Genomic DNA, 25,290 nt, shown 5'->3' on the forward strand with positions numbered 1-25,290 from the left:
GAGATTCAGCCATGGCGCTTTCCAGAACCCTGAGCGGGCACCGAACCGCGCCCGCGTCAGCGCGTCTCTTTCTGTCTCTGCTCGAAAGGATCCGGGTGGGGCATCTGGTATTGATCACGCCCGACGGTCAGCAGCGTGTATTCGGCGACCCGCATGCGGCGCCCGGCGCACGCCTCGAAATGCGTGACTGGCGCGCGTGCGGCGCGATTCTGCGCAAAGGCGATATTGGTTTCGCCGACGCGTGGCGCGCGTTCTGGGTCGACACGCCCGACCTCGCCGCGCTGCTGCGAGTGGCGATTCGCAACGAGCGCGCCTTGCAACGCACGGTCTATGGCGGCTGGCTCGCGCAAATGTGGTACGGGCTGCGTCACAAGCTGAGGCCCAATACACGCACCGGCAGCCGCCGCAATATTCACGCGCACTACGACATCGGCAACGCGTTTTACGGACAGTGGCTGGACCCGAGTTTCACCTATTCGAGCGCAGTGTTCGACGACAACTTCCATCAGTCGCTCGAAGACGCCCAGCATGCAAAGTATCAACGCATCATCGACACGCTGGGTTTGCGCGAAGGCATGCATGTTCTGGAAATCGGCTGCGGGTGGGGCGGTTTTGCGATGCATGCGGCGCGCCAGGGCATTCACGTGCACGGCGTGACGATCTCGCCGGCGCAGCTCGAATATGCGCAGGATCGCATCCATGCAGCGCGTCTCGCCGATCGCATCCATCTGGAGTTGCGCGACTACCGCACGCTCACGGGGCAGTACGACGGCATCGTGTCGATTGAAATGTTCGAGGCGGTCGGCGAAAAATTCTGGCCGACTTACTTCACGATTCTGCGCGAGCGTTTGCGGCCAGGCGCCCGCGCGCTGGTGCAAACCATCACGATCGACGACTCGCATTTCGCCGCTTATCGCGCGACTAGCGACTTCATCCGCGAATTCATTTTTCCGGGCGGCATGTTGCCGAGCCCGCAGCGTTTCGTCGAGGCGGCGCGGCGCGGCAAACTGGTGGCGTGTACGTCGCTCGCCTTCGGGCGCGATTATGCGGAGACGTTGCGCCGCTGGCGCGGCGCGTTCGAAGCGCAACTCGACACGATCAAGGCGCAAGGCTTCGACGAGATTTTCGTGCGGACGTGGCGCCTCTATCTGGCGTATTGCGAGGCGGGCTTCGACGAAGGACGCACCGACGTCATGCAGTTCGTGCTCGCTCAGGCAGACTGACATGCGAGCGCTCGCGGCTCTCGTGCTCGCGCTGTGGATGTCCGCCGCGTGCGCCGATTGGCGCGGCGATGTGCAGTCCGCGAAGCTCGTCGGCGAAGGCGATTTCACCGTGCTCGGCTTCCGGCTGTATCGCGCGCAGATGTGGAGCGAGCGCACGCCGGTCGATTACGACGAGCGCTTCGCGTTGCATATCGTCTACGCGCGTGGGATCAAGCGCGAGCGTCTCGCCGATACCGGCATCAGCGAGATCAAGCGGTTAGCCGACGCACCGATTCCTGCGCAGACGCTGGAGCGCTGGCGCGCGGACATGCTGCAGGCCTTCGTCGACGTCGCCCCCGGCGATCAGTTGAGCGCGGTCAATCTGCCCGACAAGGGCGTGCGTTTTTATGCGGGCGAACGCATGACCGGCGAATTCGACGACCCCGCTTTCGCGCGCGCCTTCTTCGGCATCTGGCTCGATCCGTCGACGCGCGCGCCGAGCCTGCGCAAACAGTTGCTCGGCACGGCGGCGCAGCCGTAAACCGCGTGCCGTGGTCAGCCGATCAATCGTTGTGTCCTGACGTGTTTTGCTTCTGGCAATCGGCGTTGTCCGTCGCCGATGCGGGTTTAGCCTCGATCGCACATGGCTCGGCTTTCGCGCCTGCACTTGCACTCGCACTCCGTCGCATCTGATACACGTTCCCGGAAGCCGCAGAAGAAGAGGGCAACGCTCGCGCGCTACGGTCCCGCTGCGACGCGCTGCTCACCTGCGCGTCGATGAATGCGCTCGTATCGTCGAGCACCGGCGCAAACCCTCGCAACGGTCCCGCGATCGCGCCCACCAGCAACGCATGCCCGACGCGCGGATAGTGCTTGACCTCGACCTGCCTGTCGCCCGCGATGCGCAGCTTCGCCGCCAGCCGGTCGGTGTTGCCTGGGTCGACGGTCGTGTCGCGCTCGCCCGCCGCGAGGAACATGGGCGGCTCGTCGCCTTCGACGAAATTGATCGGCTGACTTGCTGCACGCAATGCCGGTGGGAAGATCGCTTCGAGTGTGGCGTCCTGCAGCGGCAGAAAGTCGTAAGGGCCGGCGAGTCCGATCACGCCGCTGATATCGGCTTTGCTCATCTGCTGGGCGGCGAGATACCGGCCATCGGTGGCCAGCATCATCACGATGTGAGCGCCCGCCGAGTGGCCCATCAGAAAGATGCGCGACGGGTCGCCGCCGAATTCGGCCGCGTGGTCGCGCGTCCAGCGCACGGCTGCTGCGGCGTCGTCGACAAAACCGGGGAAGGCGGTCTCAGGCCAGGTGCGATAGTCCGGAACCACCGCCAGGAAACCGCGCGAGGCCAGCGCCGCGCCGACGAACAGATAGCTGCTGCGCGAACCGCTCTGCCAGCTGCCGCCATAGAAGAACACGACGATCGGCCGCCCTTGCGTGCCGGCTGGCGGAGTGCCGGCCGTGGGCATATAGACGTCGAGTTTCTGACGTGGCGCGTTGCCGTACGCGAGGCCTTTGTCGGCCTGAAAGTCTTTGTGCGAGACGGCGGCGTTGAGCACGCCGGCCGCACTGCAGCCGCCGAGCGCGGCGAGCGCAACCGCAGCGGTCAATCTGAGCAGGCGTCGAGGCATGGGAGTCGGTCCGTTCGAAAAATTATTCGTTCGAACAATGTACGCGTCAATCCGTGGAGCGGATGCAATCGCGCCGGCCCGGCATGCAAGGCGATTGCGCGATTACAACGCCACCCCGGCGATTTGCAGCAACAGCACGAGATTGAGCGAGAGCACGACGAGCGTGCCGATCACCGCTGCAATCGTCGTGATGCGGCGATTCCGGTAGCGGCCCATCAATGCGCTATTCGACGTGAACCACACCAGCGCGATCATCGGCACGGGCAGGGCGATGCTCAGCACCACCTGGCTGAGCACCAGCGCGCGCGTGGCGTCGACTCCGCATGCCACCACCACGAAGGCGGGCACCATCGTGATCAGGCGGCGCGCCCACACGGGAATATGAAAGCCGACGAAGCCCTGCATGATCATTTGCCCGGCCATGGTGCCGACCACCGAGCTCGACACGCCGGAGGCGATTAGCGCCGCCAGAAATAGGCCGGCCGCGGCGCCGCCGAGTAGCGGCGTCAGCGTGCGCCAGGCGGTTTCGATGCTGGCGATGTCGGCATGGCCCGCATGAAACGCGCTCGACGCCATGATCACCATCGCCATATTGATGAGCCCCGCGACGCCGAGCGCGACCACCACCTCGATATTGGAAAAACGCAGCAGCTTGCCCCGTTCGCCTTCGTTGCGCGGCTTCACGCGATTCTGCGTGAGCCCGGAATGGAGGAACAACACATGCGGCATGACCGTGGCGCCGATGATGCCGACCGAAATCGTCAGCGCGGCACTATCGGGCATGCTCGGCGAAAAGGTATGTTTGACCACCGAAGGCCAATGCACCGGCGCGATCAGCAACTCGGCGAGGTACGACAATCCGATCACGCCGATGAGCGCCGCGATCGCCAGTTCGAGCGGACGAAAGCCGCGCTTCTCGAACTGCAGCAAGCCATATGTGACGGCTGCGGTAATCAGCATGCTCGGCATCATGGGTAGATGCGTGAGCAACGACACGCCGATCGCACCGCCGACGAATTCCGCCAGGTCAGTGGCCATCGCCGCGATTTCACTGATGCCCCACATCGTCAGGACACAGCGGCGCGGCAACGCGGCGCCGCATAATTCGGCGAGATTGCGGCCGGTCACGAGGCCCAGTTTCGCGGAGAGCGATTGAAACAGCATCGCGACGACGTTCGCCACCGCCACGACCCACAACAGCGTATAGCCGTAACTGGCGCCGGCCTGAATGTTGGTCGCGAAGTTGCCTGGGTCCATGTAGGCGATCGAGGCCACCACCGCCGGGCCGACAAACGGCAGCATCGCGCGCAGGCCACGGCGTCTGCCCGCCAGCGTCTCGCGAATGTCGAAACAGGTCTGCTCGGTGAGGGTCTGAGGCACGGCGGCCTGACTCATCGCATCGTTCATGACGGCTCCTGTACAGCGTCAGGCGTTCAAGGCAAGACCGATGAAGTCCGGCCAACGGGTGAGCGCGATCGTCATCGCGGCGACCCGTTGCCGGTGCATCCGATACCGCGCTTATGTGCGTCAGGCGCTCATGTTGAGCACGCCGTTCACGCCGTTCGGGAAGAAGCCGCCCTTGGTCGCCGCCGAACTCGTCAGGTAGACGATGTTGAGGACGTTGCTGTAATTGCGGCTGAAGGCGAGTCCGTTGCTGTCGAGCGGCACGATGTTCGACGTGCCGGCGGTCGCGCCGGTGATTCCCTGATCGTCATGACCGTTGTTGTCGAGGCTGTCGCGCGCGGCCGAAATTGCGTTGGCCGCGGTGACGAGGCTCGTCATGTCGATGCCTTTCGAGTACAGCACCGTGCGTACCAGGCCGGCGTGATAGGCCTCGGCCGCGAGAATGCCGGCGGCGGCTTCAAGGAAGGTCTTGTTGGTGATGAGCGGTGAAGCGCCTTTGTAGGCCGTCACGCCGACGTCTTCGAAGATGAACGCGCCGAGCAGGAAATTGTTGTCGTTCGCATACGGGTTGAACGCCGCGCCCGCGCCGACCAGTCCCGCCGCACGAGCCGCATTCGAGAACGCGCCATTTGGATCGGTGCCGCCGATGTCGATCGACGGCATCGCGACCGCCGCCGAACCCAGCGCGGTGCGCAGGAAGGTGACGTGTTCGCGTTCGTCGTTGGCGATCTCGTTGGCGTAGGCCTTGACGACCGGATCCTGGAAAGGCACTTGCTGCCCCGGGATCACCGTGCCCATCGTGCCGACACCGGCCGTCATGCTGGCCGCGAGTCCCGCGCCTGTGGTCGCATAGGTATAGAACTGCGATTCGAGGTACTCGAGATTGAGCGCGAAGTTCAGAATTTCCGCGTCGGTCGGTGCGCTTTGCGCCGTGGCGCTGACGCCAGACCCACCGCCGCATGCGCTGATCAGCGTGCCGCCGACCAGACCCAGACCGAGTCCGCCCGCATTGCGAAAAAATTGCCGACGTTGCAGGCGACGCTCGACGCGTCGATCGAATGCATCGATAAGGGATGCTGATTTATTGCTGGACTCCGACATGACGATGCTCCTCAGATGGTTCGCTGCCAAAAGCCGCGGACTCGCGACGCACACGCGTTGACGATTGCCCTTCACGCGTTGCACAGACGCAAAAACGCGGACGCAAAGAGGCCCCTGTTCTTCTGAGAAGAACTAAATGATCCGGGAGAAGAAGCGAGCCCTCATCCGCCTTTACGGCGCGAATGTCCGGCTAGATGCAAACCTCACAAAAGATTTCTCTGTGCACTTGCAGCATGTGCGTGGACGAGTCGGCGCGATCATCCTGTGGGCGGGTCTGGTCCGGTTCGCGCGGCTGCGGCGGCGATCCTCTGTACAATTGCCCGATCGATTGAATCTCGACCCCATCCGACCCACATCGACTGAATTCATGGCCATTACCTACAAGACACCCGACGACATCGCCAAACTTCGCATTTCCGGCCGCCTCGCGGCCGACGTGCTGGCAATGATCGGCGAGCACGTCAAGGCCGGTGTCTCCACCGACGAGTTGGACGCACTGTGCAACGACTACATTGTCAATACGCAAAAGTCGATCCCGGCAAATGTCGGCTATCTGGGTTTTCCGAAGACGGTTTGCACCTCGGTCAACCAGGTGGTCTGCCACGGCATCCCGAATCGCAGCGAAGTCCTCAAAGACGGCGACATCATCAATATCGACGTCGCGATCATCAAAGACGGTTATTTCGGCGACACCAGCCGGATGTACTGCGTCGGCCAGCCGAGCACGGTGGGCCGCCAGCTGATCGACACGACCTATGAGGCGATGCTCGCCGGCATCCGCGAAGTCAAGCCGGGCGCCACGCTCGGCGACGTCGGCTATGCGATCCAGAAGGTTGCGCAGCGCGACGGCTTTTCGATCGTGCGCGACTACTGCGGGCACGGCATCGGCAAGGTCTATCACGAAGACCCGCAGGTGCTGCACTACGGCCAGCCTGGGCAGGGCGTGCGCCTGAAGCCGGGCATGGTCTTCACGATCGAACCGATGATCAATGCGGGCCGCGCCGGCACCTCGGTGCTGCGCGACGGCTGGACGGTGGTCACCAAGGACCGCTCGCTGTCCGCGCAGTGGGAGCATATGATCGCCGTGACCGAAGAAGGCTATGAGTTGCTCACGCCCTGGCCGGATGGCACCGGCGCCTACGAGGCGCCTTGAGTTACGCGGGTGCGCCGCATTTCTCGCCCGGCTGACACAACGGCGACACAAGGGCGACACAAGGGTGGCACAATCAGTCAATAATGAATTGACTCGCGAGCCGGTTCGGTTAAAGCTACGCCTTAGGATTTCAAGGGGTTTTCGTCTGCATGAGTGCGTCATTGACCGTTCGCCGTATCGCCGCTGATCAGGGCGCCGTTTTTCGCGAACTCCGTACCGCATCGCTGCGGGAGGCGCCGTACGCCTTCGGCGCGACGCTCGAGGACGCGTTGTCGGCGGATGCCGCCAGTTTCGACGCCACCGCCGCGGAACACGCGGGGTCCTTTATCGTCACCAGCTTCATTCTCTACACCGAGGGCCATCCGGCGGGGTTGATCGAAGCACATTTCGAAGACACCGACGCGCGCCGTGCCTTCGTCGGCGAACTGTGGGTCGCGCCGGCCGTGCGTCATCTGCGTGGTGGCGAGCTGCTGGTCGATACGGCCGCCGCCTGGCTCGCCAATGAAAGCGCCACGGAAATCTACGCCTGGGTCGCCGACGCCAACCGCAACGCCATGCGCTTTTACGAGGCGCTCGGCTTCGGACCGACCGGTGAACACCGGCGCGTCGCGCGTGCGCCCGAGCAGGCCGAAAGTCTGCTGGTGCGCCACGTGCCGACCACCTCCCAGGTATTTCAGCAGTGATCTCCCGAGCGGCGCAACAGTCTGCCGCTCGCTTCCCCTCCGCGTCTGTGCAGCGTTCGTGGCCGAGTCGCCAGCGGCGACGCGACTCCCATGGTCGCTCGCATGAGCGCGGCGCGATCCCGGCGTTCGTCGTCGCGGCAAAAAAGCTGGCCGCGCGCGTGTACGCCTGTAAAATACGCAAAATTTTTTGCCGAACACTATGTCGCCCAAGAAATCGCCCTTTTTCGAACTTCGTAGCGGCTCTGTCGACACGCTCCTGTTCGTGGTCAAGACAACCGACCTCGACGCCATGCGTGCCGAATTGACGCGGCGCTTCGAGGCGACCCCCGAATTCTTCGCCAACGACGTTGTCGCCATCGACGTGCGCCGGCTTGCCGAAAACGAACGCGTGCCGCTCGCCGACATCGCGCAGCTGCTCGACAGCGTGCGCATGCGGCCGGTCGGCGTGGTCGCCAATGCGGCGCAGGCGTGGGCGGCCGAGTCCGCCTTGCCGCTGCTCGAAGCGCGCGACCGTCGCGGCGCCACCGCCAAATCCGCCGAAGAAGACAGCGCCGGCGCGCCTGCGGCCGGCGCAAGTGCCGCTGCCGCGTCGAACGCGAGCCCGGCTGCCGCGCAGGCCAGCCTGTTGCCGCCCGACACGTCGGCGACGTCCGACACCGGCGCCGCGAATTCGGGCGCTCCGGTCGTGCCGACGCCCGCCGCCGAGCCGGTGCGTCTGGCCACCTCGTCGCAAACCACGGTGATCGACAAGCCGCTGCGCTCCGGCCAGCGCATCTACGCCAAGGGCGATTTGGTGGTGCTCGGTCTCGTGAGCTACGGCGCTGAAGTGATCGCCGAAGGCAACATCCATATTTACGCGCCGTTGCGCGGCCGGGCTTTGGCCGGCGTGCAGGGCAACCACGACGCGCGCATTTTTTGCACGTGTCTCGAGCCGGAACTCATCTCGATCGCCGGCATCTATCGAACGACTGAGAACCCGCTGCCGGCCGACGTGCTCGGCAAGCCGGTGCAGATCTGGCTCGACGAAGAAAAACTGATGATCGAACCGCTGCGGCTCACGTGACCGGCGGGCGGCGCGGGTGGCCCTGAGCCAATCCGCCACGCCGCGTCGCACGGCAAATATGGCCGCACATAATTGACGAATTTGACGAACACAAGGTAAGGGTAATGGCAAAAATCATTGTGGTGACTTCGGGCAAGGGTGGCGTGGGCAAGACGACCACGAGCGCGAGTTTTGCATCGGCCCTCGCGTTGCGGGGCAGCAAGACCGCCGTGATCGACTTCGACGTCGGCCTGCGTAACCTCGACCTCATCATGGGCTGCGAGCGCCGCGTGGTGTACGACCTGATCAACGTGATCCAGGGCGAAGCCAATCTGAACCAGGCGCTCATCAAGGACAAGAAGTGCGAGAACCTGTTCATCCTGCCGGCCTCGCAAACGCGTGACAAAGACGCGCTGACGCTCGAAGGCGTCGAAAAGATCATCAACGACCTGATCGCGATGGACTTCGAGTACATCGTCTGCGATTCGCCGGCCGGCATCGAATCGGGCGCGTTGCTCGCGATGCACTTCGCCGACGAAGCGCTGATCGTGACGAACCCGGAAGTGTCGTCGGTGCGCGACTCGGACCGCATCCTCGGCATTCTGTCGTCGAAGACCAAGCGCGCAATCGAAAGCAAGGAGCCGATCAAGGAACACCTGCTGATCACCCGCTACAACCCGAAGCGCGTGAGCGAAGGCGAAATGCTCTCGCTCACCGACATCCAGGAAATCCTGCGCATCGACCTGATCGGCGTGATTCCGGAATCGGAAGCGGTGCTGCACGCGTCGAACCAGGGTCTGCCGGCGGTGCACCTCGACGGCACGGACGTAGCGGAAGCCTATAAAGACGTGGTGTCGCGTTTCCTCGGCGAGCAGAAGTCGCTTCGCTTTACCGACTATCAGAAGCCCGGGCTGTTGCAGCGCCTCTTCGGCACCAAGTAAGGGGAGCGCACGTCATGTCGATTCTTTCGTTTTTGCTGGGCGAGAAGAAGAAGTCCGCGTCGGTAGCGAAGGAACGCCTGCAGTTGATCATCGCGCACGAGCGCGCCGGCGGCCACGCGCCTGCCGATTATCTGCCTGCGTTGCAACGCGAACTGGTGGCCGTGATTTCGAAGTACGTGAAGATTTCCGATGAGGATATACGCGTGAGTCTCGAACGCCAGGACGACCTCGAAGTGCTCGAGGTCAAGATCGAAATCCCGCAGGCCTGATTCTTCAGGCTCGGTGTTAACCGCTGGTCTGATTGTCGTCAGGCCTGGCGGTTGCGTCCTACGGCCGGTTTTTGCCGGCCCGTTTGCACGCCATGCCGCGTTGCGCAGAGACAGCGTAACGCGCGCCTTTCTCCCGTCGAAATAATCCGTTGCACTTGCGGGTATGCCGTTACACGGCGGCCGTCAGCCGATTCATCCCCTCGCGCATTAAATAGATAACGCCGGAGACGGTGTCCACCTACAGAGGGAAAAAATGAATAAGACCTTTCGCTTGCTGATCGCCAACACCGTTCTGATCGCTGCCGGCACGGCCGCCGTCGCATCGGCCTCCGCTGAAGAAGTCGTGGTGATCGCGCCGTCGGCACCGCCGGCGGTTCGCTATGAGGCAGTGCCCGCGCCGCGCGTCGGCTATGTGTGGGATCACGGTCACTGGCGCTGGGACCATGGCCGCTATGTCTGGGCCGCCGGTCACTGGCAAGCCGAGCGTGTGGGCTATCACTGGATGCCGGGCCACTGGGTCGCACACGGTCCGAACTACCACTGGGTTCAAGGTCACTGGGCGTAAGCCTTCAGCGGGCGTCGCCCGCTTTGCGGCACGACGCGGCGAACGCCGCGCATGCCGCCACTCCCCCATTCTGACGATATTCGCGCCGCGCACGAGCCCGGTGCGGCGCGAGCCTGCGCGTGTCGAGCGCGAGGTTCACCCTTTTGAGGAAACACGTGATGAAAAAGAATCTGCTTCTGATTGCCGCGCTGGCGGTCATGCTGGCCGGCTGTGTCGTCGTACCGGCGCGTCCGATGTATGTGCACGCGCCGGGTATCGTCGTTTATTGACGCGGTGCGCCAGTGTCGTCTCGTGCGGGCGGCTCGCCGGTGGCTTCTTCGACAGCGGCGGGGTCGGTCGCCGAGGTAGTTGTCGTTGTCGTCGTCGATTCGGGCGTCGAGCCGGTGGCCGGATCGTCTGTCGCGCGCGGTGCTTCGGCTTCGGGCACTTCCGGCGTCGCCGCGGATACCGGCCCCGGCAACGGCGTGATGTAGCGCTCGGCGAGCGACTCGTACAACGGCGGCGCAAACAGACGCGCCACGCGGCTCGCGATCAACGCGGTCGCCATCAACGAAATCACCAGCGCGTGTCCATCGATCATCTCCATCACGATCACGAACGACGTGATCGGCGACTGCGTCACGGCGGCCAGATAGCCGACCATGGCGAGCGCGATCAGCATGGGCAGATCCATCGAGCTGAACACCATGTGCAGCAGATTGCCGAAGCCCGCCCCGATCGATAACGACGGCGCGAAGATGCCGCCCGGAATGCCGGGCAGATACGAGCCGATCATCGAGATCATCTTCAGGAACGGATAGAAGACAGACAGATGCTCATGGCCGTCGAGCAGTCCGCGCGCTTCCGCGTAGCCGCTGCCGAAGGTATTGCCGCCCGAAATCAGCCCGACCCCCGCGATCACGAAGCCGCACACCGCAGCAAAGGCCACCGGCCGTTCGCGGTGCAGTTGCCGTAGCGGCGCCGGAATCCAGCGCGCCGTGTTCAGCAGCAGCCAGCCGAATACGCCCCCCGCAATGCCGGTGACGATGGCCGTGAGCAACACTGCGAGCGCCAGCAGATCGGGGAAATGCGCGCCGATCTGAATCGTGCCGAAGTAGGTGTAATTACCGTTCAGCCCCAGCGCGATCACACCGGCGATGATGATCGCGGTGATCAGCACGCCGCTCGCACGCGCCTCGAAGCTGCGGGTCAATTCTTCGATGGCGAACACGATGCCTGCCAGCGGTGTATTGAACGCCGCCGACAAACCGGCCGCTGCGCCGGCCAGCACGAGTTGCCGTTCGATCAGCGCATTCGAGCGCGGGTAGAGCCGCCGCAGATTGAACATCAATGCCGCGCCGACCTGCACGGTCGGTCCCTCGCGGCCGATCGTAAGGCCGCCGAGAATCGCCAGAAACGACACGGCGATCTTGCCGAACAGAATCCGGAACGACAGCAGCCGCGCGCCGTATTCGCCGGGCTTCGCGTGCAGCGTGGCGATTACTTGCGGAATGCCGCTGCCTTCCGCGCCGCGAAAGAACTTGCGCGTCAGCCAGACGGCGAGCGCCGCCACCGCAGGCGTAATGATCAGCGGCGCCCACACATGCTGTTGCTGGACCGTGCGAAATTCGTTGTAGCCCCAGTCGATGAGTCTTGCGTAGAACACCGCGACCAGGCCGACGGCGATCGCGCCGAGCCAGAACACGCCGTATTGGCGCCACAGGCGTCGCGCGCGACGCACGATGCCGTAAGAGAGAAGAGGGAAGACCCGAGCCATTGGAATGTACCGGCGCAAAGCGCTCAGTATAAAGGGCGCGCGCTCGTTGAAACGGCTTGGGCCGCAGCGCGGTCGTTCAGCGGAAAAGAAAAGAGGCGCAACGAGCAGTACGTCCGGTGAGATGGACGCTGCCACGTAACGCCTCCGAAAAACGCCCGAGTCGGGGAACTACGGGCGGAGAGGAATCCGTGCAGGACGTTTAATCCAGGACCTTGTCATGCATTACACGCCTGTTAAATCTGTCGCTTTTCGTTGAGTGCCTAATTGCTCATGCGTCCGTTTGCATTGCTCGAAAAGACCTCATCGTGACGGGCGCCGTGCGATGCAGAGCCGATCCGGCATCGGCGCTACGCATTGCGCATGGGCGGCCAGCAAGGCGCGCGCCGGGTCGACACATTGAAAGCAGTATAGGCGGTGTTTTTGTCCGACGTGAATGCCTCATGGCCGTATTCGAACTGCGCCGCGCGACAGCCGTCAGGCCTGTAACACCTTGGTGATCTTCCCTTACAAATGGCAACGTTCGCGCAGGGTCGCGTCGTGTTCAATCGAGTCATTCGGGGTTTCGGCTCGAATGAAATCTGACTCGATGGAGAACAAATATGAAACGCCTCATTCTGACTCTGGTCGCAGGGACGCTGCTCGCAACGGCATTGGGCGGCTGCATCGTCGCGCCGGCTCCGGGCTATTACTACGGAGGCGGCGGCTACTACCATCACGGCGGCTACTATCGCTAACGGCGTCAGGTCACCAGCATTTCGAACGCGATGACCGCCGCAATGGCGGCCGCGTTCGCGGCCAGCGCCTCGACGACGATGCCCTTCCAGGTCGCCGGTCGAAAGCGCAATGCAAGCAGTAGCGAACAGAGCAGGGCCAGCGCGATGATCGTCACGATATCGGCGTTGTGAAGATGAATGTTCATTCGAACCTCCCTGCTTGCCATAGGGTTATTAAAATCGAGTATAGGCAAGTCAAAAAGACGCGCAAGGCCGGGGATTCACCCAGGAAGCACGGTTTGTGTGGCGTGGAGGGTGATTCGCCGGACGCCGCCGCGGCGCAGCTGGAATGCGCCGGGCGGTATCGGTTTGATAGGGCGATGGCGTCGAGCGCCACGCCGCACTACATCAAGTGGGTGTCGCGCGTTTCGCGCATGCAGAGCACGCCAATCATGCTGACTGCGGCAGCGATCGACACATACGCCCCGACCCACGGCAAGCCACCGTGTGCGGCAAGCACCTGAGCGATATATGGCGCGACTGAAGCGCCGAGAATGCCGCCGAGGTTATACGACACGCCCGCGCCGGTGTAACGCACATTGGTCGGGAACAACTCCGGCAGTAGCGCGCCCATCGGCGCGAAGGTCACGCCCATCAGGAACAGCTCGATCACGAGGAACAGCAGGACGTGCGACGTCTGTCCGCTACCGAGCAGCGGCGCCATCGTGAAGCCCGACAGGATCGCCGCGATGATGCCGACGATCAGTACCGGCTTGCGGCCATAACGATCGCTGGCCCATGCCGACAGCGGCGTGGCCAGCGCCATGAAGACCACCGCGATGCACAGCATGCCGAGGAAGGTGGGCCGCGGAATATGCAGGACCGATACACCGTACGACAGCGAGAACGTGGTCGCGTTGTAGAACAGCGTGTAGCAGACCACCATCGCCAGCGCGCCGAGCAGAGTCGGCACCCAGTGTTGCGATAGCAGCGTGGCGATCGGCACCTTGACGCGCTCCTTGCGCTCGATCGCGGCCTGGAAGGCCGGCGTTTCGGCGATTTTCAGGCGCACGTACAAGCCCAGCGCGACCAGCACCGAGCTCACCAGGAACGGTACGCGCCAGCCCCAGCTACGGAACTGCTCGTCGGACAGCGTCAGCGCCAGGGCGAAGAACAGGCCGTTGGAGGCCAGAAAGCCGATCGACGGTCCGAGTTGCGGGAACATGCCGAACCAGCCACGCTTGCCGGCGGGCGCATTCTCGGTGGCGAGGAGCGCTGCGCCACCCCATTCGCCGCCAAGGCCGATCCCCTGGCCGAAGCGCAGGACGCACAGCAGGACCGGCGCGAGGCTGCCGATCGAATCGTAGCCGGGTACGAAGCCGATCAGCGTGGTCGAAACACCCATCACCAGCAGCGAAGCAACCAGTGTCGACTTACGCCCGATGCGGTCGCCGAAGTGACCGAACAGGAACGAGCCGATCGGCCGCGCGATGAACGCGATGCCGAACGTGACGAAGGCCGACAAGGCTTGCGCGGTAGCCGAGCCGTGCGGGAAAAACACGGGTCCGATGACGAGCGCCGCGGCGGTCGCATAGACGTAGAAGTCGTAGAACTCGATCGCGGTGCCGATAAAGCTCGCGAAAATGATCCGCGAGCTCTTGTTCTGCCCAGCCGCATTCGGCTGGGTCGCGGAAATCGGCGAAGTGGACATGCAGGGTCTCCAAATATCGTGCTGCCGCTGGATGGCGTGCGCCTCTACGGCAACTTTGTTTAAGTTCGTGCGCTCCGGCCTGCCTCGCGGCCCAGGCGGGCTACGTGGCGCGAGCGACGAAGCAACAGCTTACAACGGCGGCCGGCGCGGTTCCCGCACGAAAGCAGTCATACCAGGGCAATAACCGAGGCGGGAGATGGCTTAGGCGCGAATCGCGGGGCAGTCGAAACGCCATCGCGCGCGCGGTCCAGGAGATCGCGCGTCGGTCAGGTGCGTCGTGCATCAGGCAGGCGGCGCTCGCGGGTGGCGCGGCGCCGCTGCAATCGGCTGCTCGCCGCGCCGGCGGGTGAGCGGGCGGCGTGAGCCATGCCGGAAGGGTCCGGCGCAAGGAATCTGAAAATTATAACGAGCGCGGCTGCCACGCAGCAAGGCGGCGTGTGTGCCGCGCTCAATCGATGGTTTGCGCTTGCGGCGTGGCGAGTTCGCGTAGCTGGAATTTGCCGTCGTCGTTGAAGAGCCAGTCTTCGAAGAGTTCGAGCTGGCCACGGCCGTCCAGCAATTTACCAGGCGGGAGCGGCAACGGCGAAGCGCGTCGCAAGGTAGCGAGCGCGGTGCTCTCGGCTTCGTCGTCGCCGTTGGTGCGATAGACGGCGGACTGCAGCACCCGGCCGTTGCGATCGACCGTGAATGACACCACCACCAGCGAGCGCAGCATCGCTTGCGGCGTGCCGTGCAGCACATACGACGGATTGCGTTCGATGATGCGCCGCGCCACCGCGTCGCGGTACTGGTCGAGCGTGGCGCTGTTGACCGCAGCGGGCGGCACGCTGAGGGCGGGGCGCGTCGGCGGCGTGAAGGTGCAGCCGGCGACGGCGACGGCCAGCACAGCGCTGAGCAGTGCGAGGCGCGCAGGCGCAAAGCTCACGCTGACGCGGTTGGCGAAGCGTCCGGTCGAGCAGCGAAATTGACGGGTGCGGATAGGCATCGTCGGTGAATCCAGAAGGGCAGGCTCCTCCTCGATGGTAGTCAAAAACCGCCAGGATGCAATTGGCGTTCGCCCTCTGTATGCAGGCGAAAAAAAAGCGAACCCATCATCGGGTTCGCCTCTCCGTCGTGGCAGGCGACGAAGCTGCCGAAGCAGGTTCATCGCTTGCCCCATGGCTTTATTTCAATGCTTCACGCGCGGCCTTGACCGCGGCAAGAACCTGCTCCGGCGCGGTGCCGCCCGGATGATTGCGGCTCGCCACCGACCCTTCCAGCGTCAGATACGAGAACACGTCTTCGCCGATCAGGTGCGCGACGTTCGGCAGTTCTGCGCGCATTTCCTCGAGCGTCAGATCGGCCAGATCGCAGCCGCGATCCGCGCAGATACGCACGGCCAGTGCGACCGCTTCGTGTGCGTCGCGGAATGGCAGGCCACGCTTGACGAGGTAGTCGGCCAGATCGGTCGCCGTGGAGAAACCTTGCAGCGCGGCGTCGCGCATGGCTTGCGGCTTGACCGAAATACCGGCGACCATTTCAGCGAAGATGCGCAGCGTGTCGGCCACCGTGTCCACGGTGTCGAACAGCGGTTCCTTGTCTTCCTGATTGTCCTTGTTGTACGCGAGCGGCTGGCCTTTCATCAGCGTCAGCAGAGCGATCAGATGGCCGTTCACGCGGCCGGTCTTGCCGCGCGCGAGCTCGGGCACATCCGGGTTCTTTTTCTGCGGCATGATCGACGAACCGGTGCAGAAGCGGTCGGCCAGATCGATGAAGCCGACGCGCGGGCTCATCCACAGCACGAGTTCTTCGGAGAAGCGCGACACGTGCGTCATGACGAGCGCCGCTGCCGCCGTGAATTCGATCGCGAAGTCGCGGTCCGAGACGGCGTCGAGCGAGTTTGCGCAGATGCCGTCGAAGCCGAGCGTCTTCGCCACGGCGTGACGGTCGATCGGATAGCTGGTGCCGGCCAGTGCAGCCGCGCCCAGCGGCAGGCGGTTCACACGCTTGCGGCAGTCGACCATGCGCTCGGCGTCGCGCGAAAACATTTCGACGTAGGCGAGCAGGTGATGACCGAAGGTGACCGGTTGCGCGACTTGCAGGTGCGTGAAGCCCGGCATGATGGTCGACGCGTTCTTCTCCGCCATCTCGAGCAAGGCCACGCGCAATTCCGTCAGCAGGCCGCCGATGCGGTCGATCTCGCCGCGCAGCCACAGACGGATGTCGGTCGCGACCTGATCGTTACGCGAGCGGCCGGTGTGCAGGCGCTTGCCGGCGTCGCCGATCAGCGCGGTCAGACGCGCTTCGATATTTAGATGGACGTCTTCCAGATCGAGTAGCCACTCGAATTCGCCGCGCTCGATTTCACCCTTGATCTGCGCCATGCCGCCTTGAATCGAGGCGAGGTCTTCGGCGGCGATGATCTTCTGCGCGGCCAGCATCGAGGCGTGCGCGAGCGACCCTTCGATATCGACGAGCGCCAGACGCTTGTCGAAGAAAACCGACGACGTGTAGCGTTTGACGAGCTCCGACATCGGCTCCGAGAAGCGAGCCGACCAGGCTTCGCCTTTTTTGTGCAGTTGGGACGTCATGGTGTTGGGCAGTTAAGCGGCAGTTGAGCGAGCGGTGAACCGGCCGACGGCGCGCCGCACGTCACCTACCGTGCAAAGCAGCCGCCGAAGCGAGCAAAGACAGGGATTTTAACACTGGCCGCGCGGGCCTATTCGCGCACCAGTACCACCAGCTTCAGATCCTCGCGATGGGCGGGTTTGAAGGTGATCTGGTCGTAGACGACGCGGCCGTCGCGCGGATGATTGAATTCGCGCCGGCCACCTTCGCGGCCGCCGACGTCCTGCGACGCCCAGAAACGCGCGAACGCGTCGCTGGCCTCGCTGAGCGAGTCGATCAAAGCGCGCGTGGGCGCATCGGTCAGATGACGGATCGAATCCGCGCGGAATTCGGCGGCCAGCCGCCGCGCCCGGATTTCCCAGTCGGCGATCAGCTCGCGCGCGGCCGGTTCGGTGAACGTGTAGCGCAGCAGGTTCCGGTCACGCGTGCCGTCCAGCCAGCCGACGAACAGATCGGCGGCGCGCTCGTTCCACGCCAGCGCATTCCACTGACGGTCGAGCACATAGGCCGGTGCGTTCACGAGCTGGACGGTTTCGAGCAGGGTAGCGGGCGCGTCGGCGGCGGCCGGATCGGGCTCGGCCGGGTCGCGCTGGGCGGCCAGTTCGAACAGATAGGCCCGCTCGGCACGCGATAGTTGCAGGGCGACCGCGATCCGCGCGAGCGCGTCGGCGGAGGCCGACACGGGCCGGCCCTGCTCGATCCACGTGTACCAGGTCGGGCTGACGCCGCACAGTTGCGCCACTTCCTCGCGCCGCAAACCCGGCGTGCGGCGGCGCGGACCGGGCGGCAGACCGACCGCTTGCGGCGACAGCCGCTCGCGATGCGCGCGGATGAAGTCGCCGAGCGCGCGGGCCGGGGTGGCGTCGAGTGGCGGCGGATGGTCGGCGGTAGACGGCGAGGTCATGCTTTCTAATGGATTACGCGTGGAGGGGGTGGTTTGGATACCAGAATAATTGCTTAACTTGTACTGGTACACGGCGGGCTCTATTGTAGCGGCTGGCGTGGTGCTTCGGCGCCTCGACCCATGTACTCACAAGTACCCAGATAACCGGAGTTCCCCATGAAGCATCACGATCAGGTCGCCGACGCCTTCGGCTCGACTGCCGCCGCCTATTTGACGAGCCCGACTCACGCCACCGGCGCCGATCTGCGCACGCTGGCCGACGCGATCGCCGCAACGCCGGGCGCGACGGTGCTCGACATGGGCTGCGGCGCCGGGCACGCGAGTTTCGCGGTGGCCCCGCACGCCAGGGAAGTGGTCGCCTATGACATCGCTGCGCAGATGCTGACGACCGTCGAAGGCGCGGCGAAGGAGCGCGGCCTCGCGAATATCCGCACGCAGCAGGGCGCGGCCGAAACGCTGCCGTTCGACGATCACACCTTCGACTGGGTGATCAGCCGCATGAGCGCGCACCACTGGCACGACGTGCCGGACGCGCTGGCCGAAGTGCGCCGCGTGCTGAAGCCGGGCGGCAAGGTGTTGTTCATCGATATCGCGGGCATCGATCATCCGTTGCTGGACACGCATATCCAGGCCATCGAAGTCTTGCGCGACGGCTCGCATATTCGCGACTACCGCGCCGACGAATGGATCGCGCTGTTCGCCGCGGCGGGTTTCACGGCGTCGATTCGCGAGCGCTGGCGCATCGATATCGAGTTCAGTTCGTGGGTGGCGCGCATGCGCACACCGGAGCCGCGCGTGGTGGCGATTCGTTCCCTGTGGGCGAGCGCGCCGGACGAAGTGCGTCACTATTTCGACGTGCAGGAAGATGGCTCGTTCAAGCTCGACGCGTTGATGATCGAGGCGCAGTAAACAGAAAAAGCCGGCAGTGACACCCTGTGTCACTGCCGGCTTTCCATGCTTCGCCGCCCGATGGCTTAGCCGGTATTACGCAGACCCGCCGCAATCCCGTTGATGCTCAGATGAATCCCGCGTCGCACGCGTGCATTGGTATCGCCCGCGCGGTGACGCTTGAGCAACTCCACCTGCAGGTGATTCAGCGGATCGAGATACGGGAAGCGGTTCTTGATCGAGCGCGCGAGCAGCGGGTTCTCCGCGAGTCGCTCGCTCTTGCCGGTAATCTCCGACAACACCTTCGAGGTGCGTTCCCATTCGGCGACGATGCGCTCGAACACATGCTTGCGCAGCTTCTTGTCCGACACGAGCGCCGCGTAACGCGAGGCGACCGCGAGGTCGGTCTTCGCCAGCACCATGTCCATGTTCGAGAGCAGGTTCGCGAAGAACGGCCACGTCTTGTACATCTTCTTCAGCAGTGCAAGACGGCGTGCGCGTTCGGCGTCGCTCGGCGCGCTGTCCAGATGCGCGGCCACCGCGCCGCCGAAACCGTACCAGCCGGTCAGCAGCAAACGGCATTGACCCCACGAGAAGCCCCACGGAATCGCGCGCAGATCTTCGATCTTGCGTTGCTTCGGGTCCTGCAGCTTGCGCGATGCCGGACGGCTGCCGATGTTCAACTCCGCGATCTCCGCGATCGGCGTGGACTCGAAGAAGTACTCCTTGAAGCCCGGGGTTTCGTACACCAGCGCGCGATACGAAGCCATGGCCGCGTCGGAGAGTTGCTGCATGGTTTCTTCGAACACGGGCAGTTGTTCGGGCGCATTGCCGTGCGGCAGCAGCGAGGCCTCGAGCGTGGCGGCCACCACCGTCTCCAGATTGCGTCGACCGATGTCCGGGTTGCCGAACTTGCTCGCGATCACTTCGCCTTGCTCGGTCAAACGGATCTGACCGTCGACGGTGCCCGGCGGCTGCGACAGAATCGCCTGATAGGTCGGGCCGCCGCCACGGCCCACGGTGCCTCCGCGTCCATGGAACAGGCGCAGGGTCACGCCGCGCTCGTTGAACAGCGACACCAGCGCGAGTTCGGCGCGATAGAGCTCCCAGTTCGACGTGAGGAAACCGCCGTCCTTGTTGCTGTCCGAATAGCCGAGCATCACTTCCTGCTCGTTGCCTTGATGCTCGATCAGCGCGTCGACGCCCGGCAACGCGATCAGATCGCGCATGATGTGCGGCGCGTTGCGCAAGTCGGGGATCGTCTCGAACAGCGGAATCACCATCAGGCCCGCGCGCGCCGGATCGTTGGCGTCGCCCAGGCGGCCGTGCAGCAGGCCGGTCTCCTTTTGCAGCAACATCACTTCGACCAGATCGCTAACCGTTTCCGTGTGCGAAATGATGTAGTTGCGCACCGCGCGCGAGCCGAATTTTTCCCGCGTGACACGCGCTTCCTCGAGCACGCCGAGTTCGCTCTTCACGAGATCGGAGTAGTCGGCATACGGCAGACGCAGCGGACGCGGCTGCGCCAGTTCCGCGAGCAGTACCTCGAGCTTGTCCGCTTCGGACAGCGCCGCGTAGTCTTCTTCGACGCCCGCGCGTTTGAGCAGCTCGGCGATCACCGCTTCGTGGATGTCGGAGCTTTGGCGCAGGTCGATGCTCGCCAGATGGAAGCCGAACACTTCGGCGGCGCGGGCGAGCGGCGACAGGCGCGGCGCCGCGAGCGGCGCGCCATGATGTTCGGCGAGCGAATCGATCAGCACGTGCAGATCACGCACGAACTCGGCGGAATCCGCATACGGCGTGGCGCGCACCGGCGCGGCGCCCCGACCCGCGCTGCGCACCGGCACACTGCCTTCGCCGAGACGCACGCGTGCGCTTGCGGCGAGGCGCGTGTACATGCCGATCAATGCGCGACGATACGGCTCGTCGGTGCGATGCGGCGACTGGTCGGGCGACGCGTCGGCGAGTGCCTTGAGCGCATCGCTCGCGCCGGCCAGCAGGTTCGACACCGACAACTCGGCGCCGAGCTTGTGCACTTGTTCCATGTAGTGCTCGAAGATCACCGCGGCCTGGCGGGTGATCGCGTGTTCGAGCGTTTCGGCCGTGACGTTCGGATTGCCGTCGCGGTCGCCTCCGATCCAGCTGCCCATCTGGAAGAACGGCGGCAGGCGTGCCTCGATACCGTGCTCGCGCAGCGCGTCTTCGATATCGGCGTACAGCGCCGGGATTTCTTCGAGGAAGGTGGCGCGGTAGTACGACAGCGCGTTCTCGATTTCATCGGCCACGGTGAGGCGCGAATCGCGCAGCATGCGTGTTTGCCACAGCGAGGTGACGCGCGCGCGCAGCATCGCTTCATTGTGGGTGCGTTCGCGGTCGGTCAACTGCTGGTCGCGTTCGGCGAGCAGGCGCGCCACGTCGTGCTGCGCGTCGAGAATGCTCTTGCGCTGCACTTCGGTCGGGTGCGCGGTGAGCACGGGGACGATCAGCGCGTTGTTGAAGAACTGCTGCAGGACCGGTGTTGCGGCGGCGCCCGCTTCGACGAGCCGTTCGAGCGCATGCGCGATGGTGCCCGCCTGCGAGGTCGAACCGGCCAGCGCGTGAATCCGGTGACGGCGATTGCGGTGACGGTCTTCGGCGATATTCGCGAGGTGCGAGAAGTAGCTAAATGCGCGCACCACGCTGACCGTCTGTTCCGGGCTCAACGAACGTAGTTTCTTGTCGAGCGTCTGGGCGGCGGTGCTATCGTCTTCGCGACGAAAACGCACGGCGGTCTGGCGGATCGTTTCGACCACGTCGAACACCGCGTCGCCTTCCTGTTCGCGCAGTACGTCGCCGAGCAGGCGTCCCAGATAACGGATGTCCTGAAACAGCGGATGGTCCTTGTCCTCGCGCGTGCGGCCGTTGCCTTTCGGTGCGGGCGTGGACGTCTCGCCCGAGACGGCTTGCAGCGTCGGCGCCTTGCCGGTTTGCGGCGCGGCGGCGAGCGACTTGATCTTCGTGGAGCCGGCCTTGGCCGACTTGCCTGCCGGCGCGGCGGCGCTCGTCTGCGTCGTCCGGTCGGTCCTGACCGCTTTGACGGCCTTCACTGCCTTCACGTTCTTTTCCGTTTTGACAGGCGTAGAGGCCTTGGCGGCTTTGCCGGCCTTGGCGGTGTTCGCGGCCTGGGCGGCTTTGCCCGCGCGTTTGGCCGATGTCGGCGCAACCGGGTCGGCGGAAATGGCAGAAGCGGCGGCGGGCGCCGTGGCGGCGTCGGCCGCACGAGCGTTGGGCGATGCAGTGTTGCGGCGGGCAGGGCGCGCCGATCCAGAAGACGTCACGATGGGTTTCCTCAGGGAAGCCAGGGTCTGTTGAGTGATGAACTGCTACTGCGGAACTGCACTATGAACTGCAACGTGAACTGCACGAAACGGTATGCGCCGATGGCCATACGCTGGAGAGAATGGTCGCGCCGTCTGGCGCCGCGACCCAACATACGAGGCGCACGCAATACGCCCGCGGCCCGTCGCGCCGCATTGCATCATCCCGCATGCCGCAGCACGGTGCGCGAACGACCGTGCGTGAACAGACCGGGACGGGGCAGGCGCGCGAGGCCCGTCTCCTCCATCGATACCGCGTCGGCACGGCGTCTGGCTGTGTCTTGAGACACAGGGGCGCGTGCTAACATTGATTGTTATTACATCCCGTCATTCGATCAGCAAGCTAATGAACACCGAGACGTTTTCTGCGCCACCCCACACGCTTGTGATTGCGTCGCGAGAAAGCCGCCTGGCTATGTGGCAGGCGGAGCATGTGCGATGTGCGCTGCACAAATTATATCCATCTTGTGACGTAAAAATCCTCGGAATGACGACACGTGGCGATCAAATTCTCGATCGCACCCTGTCGAAGGTCGGCGGCAAGGGCCTCTTCGTCAAGGAACTGGAAGCCGCGCTGGCCGACGGCCGCGCCGATCTGGCCGTGCACTCGCTCAAAGACGTGCCCATGAGCTTGCCCGACGGCTTTGCGCTGTCCACCATCATGGAACGCGAAGACCCGCGCGACGCTCTGGTCTCGAACGACTACGACTCGCTTGCCGCATTGCCGGCGGCCGCCGTGGTCGGCACCTCCAGCCTGCGCCGCGAGGCCATGTTGCGCATGCGCTACCCGCATCTCGAAGTGCGGCCGTTGCGCGGCAACCTGGACACGCGTCTGTCGAAACTCGATCGCGGCGATTACGCGGCGATCATTCTGGCCGCAGCAGGCCTGAAGCGTCTGGGTCTGGGCGATCGCATCCGTGCATTGCTCGATCCCGAAGACAGCTTGCCGGCAGCCGGTCAGGGCGCACTCGGTATCGAGATTCGCGCGGACCGTGCCGAACTCGCCGCATGGCTCGCGCCGCTGCATCACGAACATACCGCTGCGGCGGTCGAGGCGGAACGCATGGTGTCGCGCGTACTCGGCGGCAGTTGCGAGGTGCCGCTCGCCGCCTACGCCGCGTGGCATGACGGTGCGCTGCATCTGCGCGGCATCGTCGCGACGCCCGACGGGCAGCGTGTGTTGAGTGCGCAGGCATCGGCGCCGGCGCCTACCGTCGAGCGCGCGATCGCACTCGGCCAGGAAGTGGCGAGCGCGCTCGAACAGCAAGGCGCGATGGATATCGTTCGCGCGCTCAGCACCGCCAGCGGACCCGGTGCGGCGAACGACGCGGCGACCGGCGACTGATGGCGGCCGATATCTCCGGCAACACCTCTTCATCCGTCGGCAAGGCGGCGTTCACGGTCGTGATTACGCGACCGGCCGGTCAGTCGAACGAACTGATTGCGCGGCTCGCCGAGGCCGGCGTCGCCACGCTCGACTTCCCGTTGATCGACATCGCGCCCGTCACAGACGCCGCACCGTTGCGCGCCGCGCTGGCTTCGCTGGAACGTTATGCGCTGGTCGTGTTCGTGTCGCCGAATGCGGTCGACCAGGCCTTCGCCCACAGCGACGCGATCTGGCCGCACGCGTTGCCGATCGGCGTGGTCGGGCCGGGCAGCGTGCAGACGCTGGCGCGCCACGGTGTCGCCGCGCCGGCGTACAAGGTCATCAGCCCGTCGTCCGGCACCGATGAAGAATCGGCGCGCTTCGACTCCGAAGGTCTGTTCGCCGCGATCGACACGGCGCTCGGCGCCACCAGTCTCGAAGGCAAGCGCGTGCTGATCGTGCGCGGCGACGGCGGCCGCGAATGGCTCGCGGAGCGTCTGCGCGAAGCCGGCGCCGAAGTCGAGACAGTCGCCGCCTATCGGCGCCTCGTGCCCGAACCCACGATCGGCGGCTGGGCGCGCGTGCACGAACTGCTCGCCGGCGCGCCGCACGCGTGGCTGCTGACCAGCTCGGAAGGCGTGCGCAATCTCAACGAACTCGCCCACGACCATCTCACCGCCGACGAAATCGTGCAGCTCAAACGCGCGCCTCTCGTCACGCCGCATCCGCGTATCGCGCAGACCGCGCGGGCGTTGGGTTTTGATAGCATGACGGTGTCCGGCGCGGGCGACGAGTGCATTGCCCGGGCTCTGCTTGCCGCCGTCCCGACCGTAGTTCAACCGGTACCGTCCAATCCGGCTCATTCACCGGCTAAATCACGCATGACTGAAACGAACGCATCCACGAACGCTTCATCCCAGCCGGCCGCGACCACTGCGTTGCCGCCGAATCAACCCTTCACGCCCTATGAAGCGCAAAAGCGCCACAGCGCGAGCGGACCGCTGCTGTGGGCTGTCGTCGTGATCCTGGCTTGCGCGGCGGGTGGCGGCGGCTTCGTGCTCAACCGCAAACTGGAACGCGCCGAGCAGCAGCTCGCGCAGCGTCAGCAGGCCAACGACACGCAGACCAACGAACTGCGCATCAAGACCGAGCAGGCGCTGGCCACGGTGCATCAATCGGATGCGCAGGTCGCGCAACTCGAAGGCAAGCTTGCCGATTCGCAAACCGCACAGCAGGCCTTGCAGCAGCAATACACCGATCTCGCGCGTAATCGCGACGACTGGACGCTCGCCGAAGTCGGGCAGATGCTGTCGGCGGCGAGCCAGCAGTTGCAGCTCACCGGCAACACGCAGCTCGCACTGTTTGCGCTGCAAAGCGCGGACACGCGCCTCGCCGCATCGGACAGCCCGCAAGCCGTCACGGTGCGCAAGGCCATCGCGCAGGACATCGACAAACTGAAGGCCGCGCCGTCCACCGATCTGACGGGTCTGGCCATCAAGCTCGATAACGCCATCGATCAGGTCGACAGCCTGCCGCTGTCGGGCGAAGCGCCGATCGCGCACGCCACGCCGAAGGCCGCCACGTGGGCCGACACGGCGCAGGTGGCGGCGGCCACCGGCGAGCCGCGCTGGAAAGTTTGGTGGCGCGAAGTGACCAGCGGCATCGGCCAGCAGTTGACGAGCCTCGTGCAGGTGCGCCGCATCGACAATGCCGACGCGATGCTGGTCACGCCGGATGAAGGCTATTTCGTGCGCGAAAATCTGAAGCTGCGTTTGCTGTCGGCGCGTCTTGCGCTGCTCTCGCGCAATCAGACCACGCTGAAGTCCGATCTGCTGGCGGCGCAGAACGCGCTCACGCGGTACTTCGACAACTCGTCGAAGCAGACGCTGAACGTGATCGATCTGGTCAAGCAGGTGGATGGGGGTTCGGCGGCGGTTGAACTGCCGAATCTGAGCACCAGCCTGCAAGCCGTCAATCAATACCGGAGCCGAGGCTAAC

General features: G+C 64.6%; 22 protein-coding genes. 12 read left to right on the plus strand and 10 right to left on the minus strand.

All coding sequences use genetic code 11. The features are described from left to right. The first annotated feature begins 11 nt into the window (after positions 1-11). On the plus strand, positions 12-1,223 hold the full coding sequence (locus FQ705_RS24370; RefSeq protein ID WP_144145110.1) for an SAM-dependent methyltransferase: 1,212 nt from the start codon (positions 12-14) through the stop codon (positions 1,221-1,223). Between the two features lies 1 nt (position 1,224). Continuing rightward, the gene (locus tag FQ705_RS24375; protein ID WP_144145112.1) at positions 1,225-1,743 is read left to right on the plus strand and encodes a chalcone isomerase family protein; all 519 of its coding nucleotides are present in this window, start codon (positions 1,225-1,227) and stop codon (positions 1,741-1,743) included. A gap of 22 nt (positions 1,744-1,765) precedes the next feature. On the opposite strand, the gene FQ705_RS24380 is transcribed toward FQ705_RS24375, so the two are convergent. From FQ705_RS24380 to FQ705_RS24390, 3 genes are all read right to left on the minus strand, one after another. Beyond that, complete coding sequence (locus tag FQ705_RS24380; RefSeq protein ID WP_144145114.1) at positions 1,766-2,833, minus strand: alpha/beta hydrolase; 1,068 nt, start codon at positions 2,831-2,833, stop codon at positions 1,766-1,768. Positions 2,834-2,935: 102 nt separating this feature from the next. After that, positions 2,936-4,240, minus strand: coding sequence for an Nramp family divalent metal transporter (locus tag FQ705_RS24385; RefSeq protein WP_144145116.1), 1,305 nt, complete (start codon positions 4,238-4,240; stop codon positions 2,936-2,938). Between the two features lie 120 nt (positions 4,241-4,360). Further along, complete coding sequence (locus FQ705_RS24390) at positions 4,361-5,338, minus strand: ferritin-like domain-containing protein (RefSeq protein WP_144145118.1); 978 nt, start codon at positions 5,336-5,338, stop codon at positions 4,361-4,363. Between the two features lie 367 nt (positions 5,339-5,705). Here FQ705_RS24390 and map point away from each other — a divergent pair, with 367 nt between their 5' ends. The 6 genes from map to FQ705_RS24420 all read left to right on the plus strand — a co-directional run bounded on the left by map (position 5,706) and on the right by FQ705_RS24420 (position 9,991). Then, entirely contained in the window at positions 5,706-6,491 is a 786-nt protein-coding gene (gene map, locus FQ705_RS24395; RefSeq protein WP_144145790.1) for a type I methionyl aminopeptidase, read from the plus strand. A 149-nt stretch (positions 6,492-6,640) separates the two neighbouring features. Beyond that, the gene (locus FQ705_RS24400) at positions 6,641-7,174 is read left to right on the plus strand and encodes a GNAT family N-acetyltransferase (RefSeq protein ID WP_144145119.1); all 534 of its coding nucleotides are present in this window, start codon (positions 6,641-6,643) and stop codon (positions 7,172-7,174) included. 199 nt (positions 7,175-7,373) lie between these two features. Then, complete coding sequence (gene minC, locus FQ705_RS24405) at positions 7,374-8,237, plus strand: septum site-determining protein MinC (RefSeq protein WP_144145121.1); 864 nt, start codon at positions 7,374-7,376, stop codon at positions 8,235-8,237. 104 nt (positions 8,238-8,341) lie between these two features. Further along, a complete protein-coding gene (minD, locus tag FQ705_RS24410; protein WP_054035077.1) occupies positions 8,342-9,157 on the plus strand; it encodes a septum site-determining protein MinD in 816 nt (271 codons plus the stop codon). 14 nt (positions 9,158-9,171) lie between these two features. Beyond that, positions 9,172-9,426 carry a cell division topological specificity factor MinE gene (gene minE, locus FQ705_RS24415; RefSeq protein ID WP_133662032.1) on the plus strand — a complete coding sequence of 85 codons (255 nt, stop codon included), beginning with the start codon at positions 9,172-9,174 and terminating at the stop codon, positions 9,424-9,426. Between the two features lie 253 nt (positions 9,427-9,679). Continuing rightward, positions 9,680-9,991, plus strand: coding sequence for a YXWGXW repeat-containing protein (locus FQ705_RS24420; RefSeq protein WP_144145123.1), 312 nt, complete (start codon positions 9,680-9,682; stop codon positions 9,989-9,991). A gap of 262 nt (positions 9,992-10,253) precedes the next feature. On the opposite strand, the gene FQ705_RS24425 is transcribed toward FQ705_RS24420, so the two are convergent. Then, positions 10,254-11,747, minus strand: coding sequence for a chloride channel protein (locus FQ705_RS24425; RefSeq protein WP_144145125.1), 1,494 nt, complete (start codon positions 11,745-11,747; stop codon positions 10,254-10,256). A 599-nt stretch (positions 11,748-12,346) separates the two neighbouring features. Between FQ705_RS24425 and FQ705_RS34630 the strand changes: the two genes are divergently transcribed. After that, a complete protein-coding gene (locus FQ705_RS34630; RefSeq protein ID WP_260854604.1) occupies positions 12,347-12,481 on the plus strand; it encodes a hypothetical protein in 135 nt (44 codons plus the stop codon). Positions 12,482-12,486: 5 nt separating this feature from the next. Here the strand turns inward: FQ705_RS34630 and FQ705_RS24430 are convergent, their stop codons facing one another. The 5 genes from FQ705_RS24430 to FQ705_RS24450 form a co-directional block, all read right to left on the minus strand. After that, the gene (locus FQ705_RS24430; protein ID WP_144145127.1) at positions 12,487-12,666 is read right to left on the minus strand and encodes a hypothetical protein; all 180 of its coding nucleotides are present in this window, start codon (positions 12,664-12,666) and stop codon (positions 12,487-12,489) included. Between the two features lie 197 nt (positions 12,667-12,863). After that, positions 12,864-14,171 carry an MFS transporter gene (locus tag FQ705_RS24435; RefSeq protein ID WP_144145129.1) on the minus strand — a complete coding sequence of 436 codons (1,308 nt, stop codon included), beginning with the start codon at positions 14,169-14,171 and terminating at the stop codon, positions 12,864-12,866. 448 nt (positions 14,172-14,619) lie between these two features. Further along, complete coding sequence (locus FQ705_RS24440; RefSeq protein WP_144145131.1) at positions 14,620-15,156, minus strand: energy transducer TonB; 537 nt, start codon at positions 15,154-15,156, stop codon at positions 14,620-14,622. Positions 15,157-15,334: 178 nt separating this feature from the next. Then, positions 15,335-16,741 carry an argininosuccinate lyase gene (argH, locus tag FQ705_RS24445; protein WP_144145133.1) on the minus strand — a complete coding sequence of 469 codons (1,407 nt, stop codon included), beginning with the start codon at positions 16,739-16,741 and terminating at the stop codon, positions 15,335-15,337. Between the two features lie 128 nt (positions 16,742-16,869). Further along, positions 16,870-17,682 (minus strand): helix-turn-helix transcriptional regulator, encoded by an 813-nt coding sequence (locus tag FQ705_RS24450; RefSeq protein ID WP_144145134.1) that lies wholly within the window; start codon positions 17,680-17,682, stop codon positions 16,870-16,872. A gap of 156 nt (positions 17,683-17,838) precedes the next feature. Between FQ705_RS24450 and FQ705_RS24455 the strand changes: the two genes are divergently transcribed. Continuing rightward, complete coding sequence (locus FQ705_RS24455; protein WP_144145136.1) at positions 17,839-18,591, plus strand: class I SAM-dependent methyltransferase; 753 nt, start codon at positions 17,839-17,841, stop codon at positions 18,589-18,591. A 65-nt stretch (positions 18,592-18,656) separates the two neighbouring features. Here the strand turns inward: FQ705_RS24455 and ppc are convergent, their stop codons facing one another. Then, positions 18,657-21,887 (minus strand): phosphoenolpyruvate carboxylase, encoded by a 3,231-nt coding sequence (gene ppc / locus FQ705_RS24460; protein WP_144145138.1) that lies wholly within the window; start codon positions 21,885-21,887, stop codon positions 18,657-18,659. Between the two features lie 385 nt (positions 21,888-22,272). Here ppc and hemC point away from each other — a divergent pair, with 385 nt between their 5' ends. Beyond that, positions 22,273-23,271 (plus strand): hydroxymethylbilane synthase, encoded by a 999-nt coding sequence (hemC, locus tag FQ705_RS24465; RefSeq protein WP_144145140.1) that lies wholly within the window; start codon positions 22,273-22,275, stop codon positions 23,269-23,271. Continuing rightward, complete coding sequence (gene hemDX / locus FQ705_RS24470; protein ID WP_144145142.1) at positions 23,271-25,289, plus strand: fused uroporphyrinogen-III synthase HemD/membrane protein HemX; 2,019 nt, start codon at positions 23,271-23,273, stop codon at positions 25,287-25,289. The genes hemC and hemDX overlap by 1 nt, the downstream gene beginning before the upstream one ends. The last annotated feature ends 1 nt before the right edge of the window (position 25,290 follow it).

It is taken from the genome of Paraburkholderia sp. BCC1884, from assembly GCF_900996225.1.
GTDB lineage: Bacteria > Pseudomonadota > Gammaproteobacteria > Burkholderiales > Burkholderiaceae > Paraburkholderia.

Bases quoted from the DNA above. Each gene is read 5' to 3' on its own strand.
- FQ705_RS24370 (WP_144145110.1), top strand. From the start codon at position 12: ATGGCGCTTTCCAGAACCCTGAGCGGGCACCGAACCGCGCCCGCGTCA.
- FQ705_RS24375 (WP_144145112.1), top strand. From the start codon at position 1,225: ATGCGAGCGCTCGCGGCTCTCGTGCTCGCGCTGTGGATGTCCGCCGCG.
- FQ705_RS24380 (WP_144145114.1), bottom strand. From the start codon at position 2,833: ATGCCTCGACGCCTGCTCAGATTGACCGCTGCGGTTGCGCTCGCCGCG.
- FQ705_RS24385 (WP_144145116.1), bottom strand. From the start codon at position 4,240: ATGAACGATGCGATGAGTCAGGCCGCCGTGCCTCAGACCCTCACCGAG.
- FQ705_RS24390 (WP_144145118.1), bottom strand. From the start codon at position 5,338: ATGTCGGAGTCCAGCAATAAATCAGCATCCCTTATCGATGCATTCGAT.
- map (WP_144145790.1), top strand. From the start codon at position 5,706: ATGGCCATTACCTACAAGACACCCGACGACATCGCCAAACTTCGCATT.
- FQ705_RS24400 (WP_144145119.1), top strand. From the start codon at position 6,641: ATGAGTGCGTCATTGACCGTTCGCCGTATCGCCGCTGATCAGGGCGCC.
- minC (WP_144145121.1), top strand. From the start codon at position 7,374: ATGTCGCCCAAGAAATCGCCCTTTTTCGAACTTCGTAGCGGCTCTGTC.
- minD (WP_054035077.1), top strand. From the start codon at position 8,342: ATGGCAAAAATCATTGTGGTGACTTCGGGCAAGGGTGGCGTGGGCAAG.
- minE (WP_133662032.1), top strand. From the start codon at position 9,172: ATGTCGATTCTTTCGTTTTTGCTGGGCGAGAAGAAGAAGTCCGCGTCG.
- FQ705_RS24420 (WP_144145123.1), top strand. From the start codon at position 9,680: ATGAATAAGACCTTTCGCTTGCTGATCGCCAACACCGTTCTGATCGCT.
- FQ705_RS24425 (WP_144145125.1), bottom strand. From the start codon at position 11,747: ATGGCTCGGGTCTTCCCTCTTCTCTCTTACGGCATCGTGCGTCGCGCG.
- FQ705_RS34630 (WP_260854604.1), top strand. From the start codon at position 12,347: ATGAAACGCCTCATTCTGACTCTGGTCGCAGGGACGCTGCTCGCAACG.
- FQ705_RS24430 (WP_144145127.1), bottom strand. From the start codon at position 12,666: ATGAACATTCATCTTCACAACGCCGATATCGTGACGATCATCGCGCTG.
- FQ705_RS24435 (WP_144145129.1), bottom strand. From the start codon at position 14,171: ATGTCCACTTCGCCGATTTCCGCGACCCAGCCGAATGCGGCTGGGCAG.
- FQ705_RS24440 (WP_144145131.1), bottom strand. From the start codon at position 15,156: ATGCCTATCCGCACCCGTCAATTTCGCTGCTCGACCGGACGCTTCGCC.
- argH (WP_144145133.1), bottom strand. From the start codon at position 16,741: ATGACGTCCCAACTGCACAAAAAAGGCGAAGCCTGGTCGGCTCGCTTC.
- FQ705_RS24450 (WP_144145134.1), bottom strand. From the start codon at position 17,682: ATGACCTCGCCGTCTACCGCCGACCATCCGCCGCCACTCGACGCCACC.
- FQ705_RS24455 (WP_144145136.1), top strand. From the start codon at position 17,839: ATGAAGCATCACGATCAGGTCGCCGACGCCTTCGGCTCGACTGCCGCC.
- hemC (WP_144145140.1), top strand. From the start codon at position 22,273: ATGAACACCGAGACGTTTTCTGCGCCACCCCACACGCTTGTGATTGCG.
- hemDX (WP_144145142.1), top strand. From the start codon at position 23,271: ATGGCGGCCGATATCTCCGGCAACACCTCTTCATCCGTCGGCAAGGCG.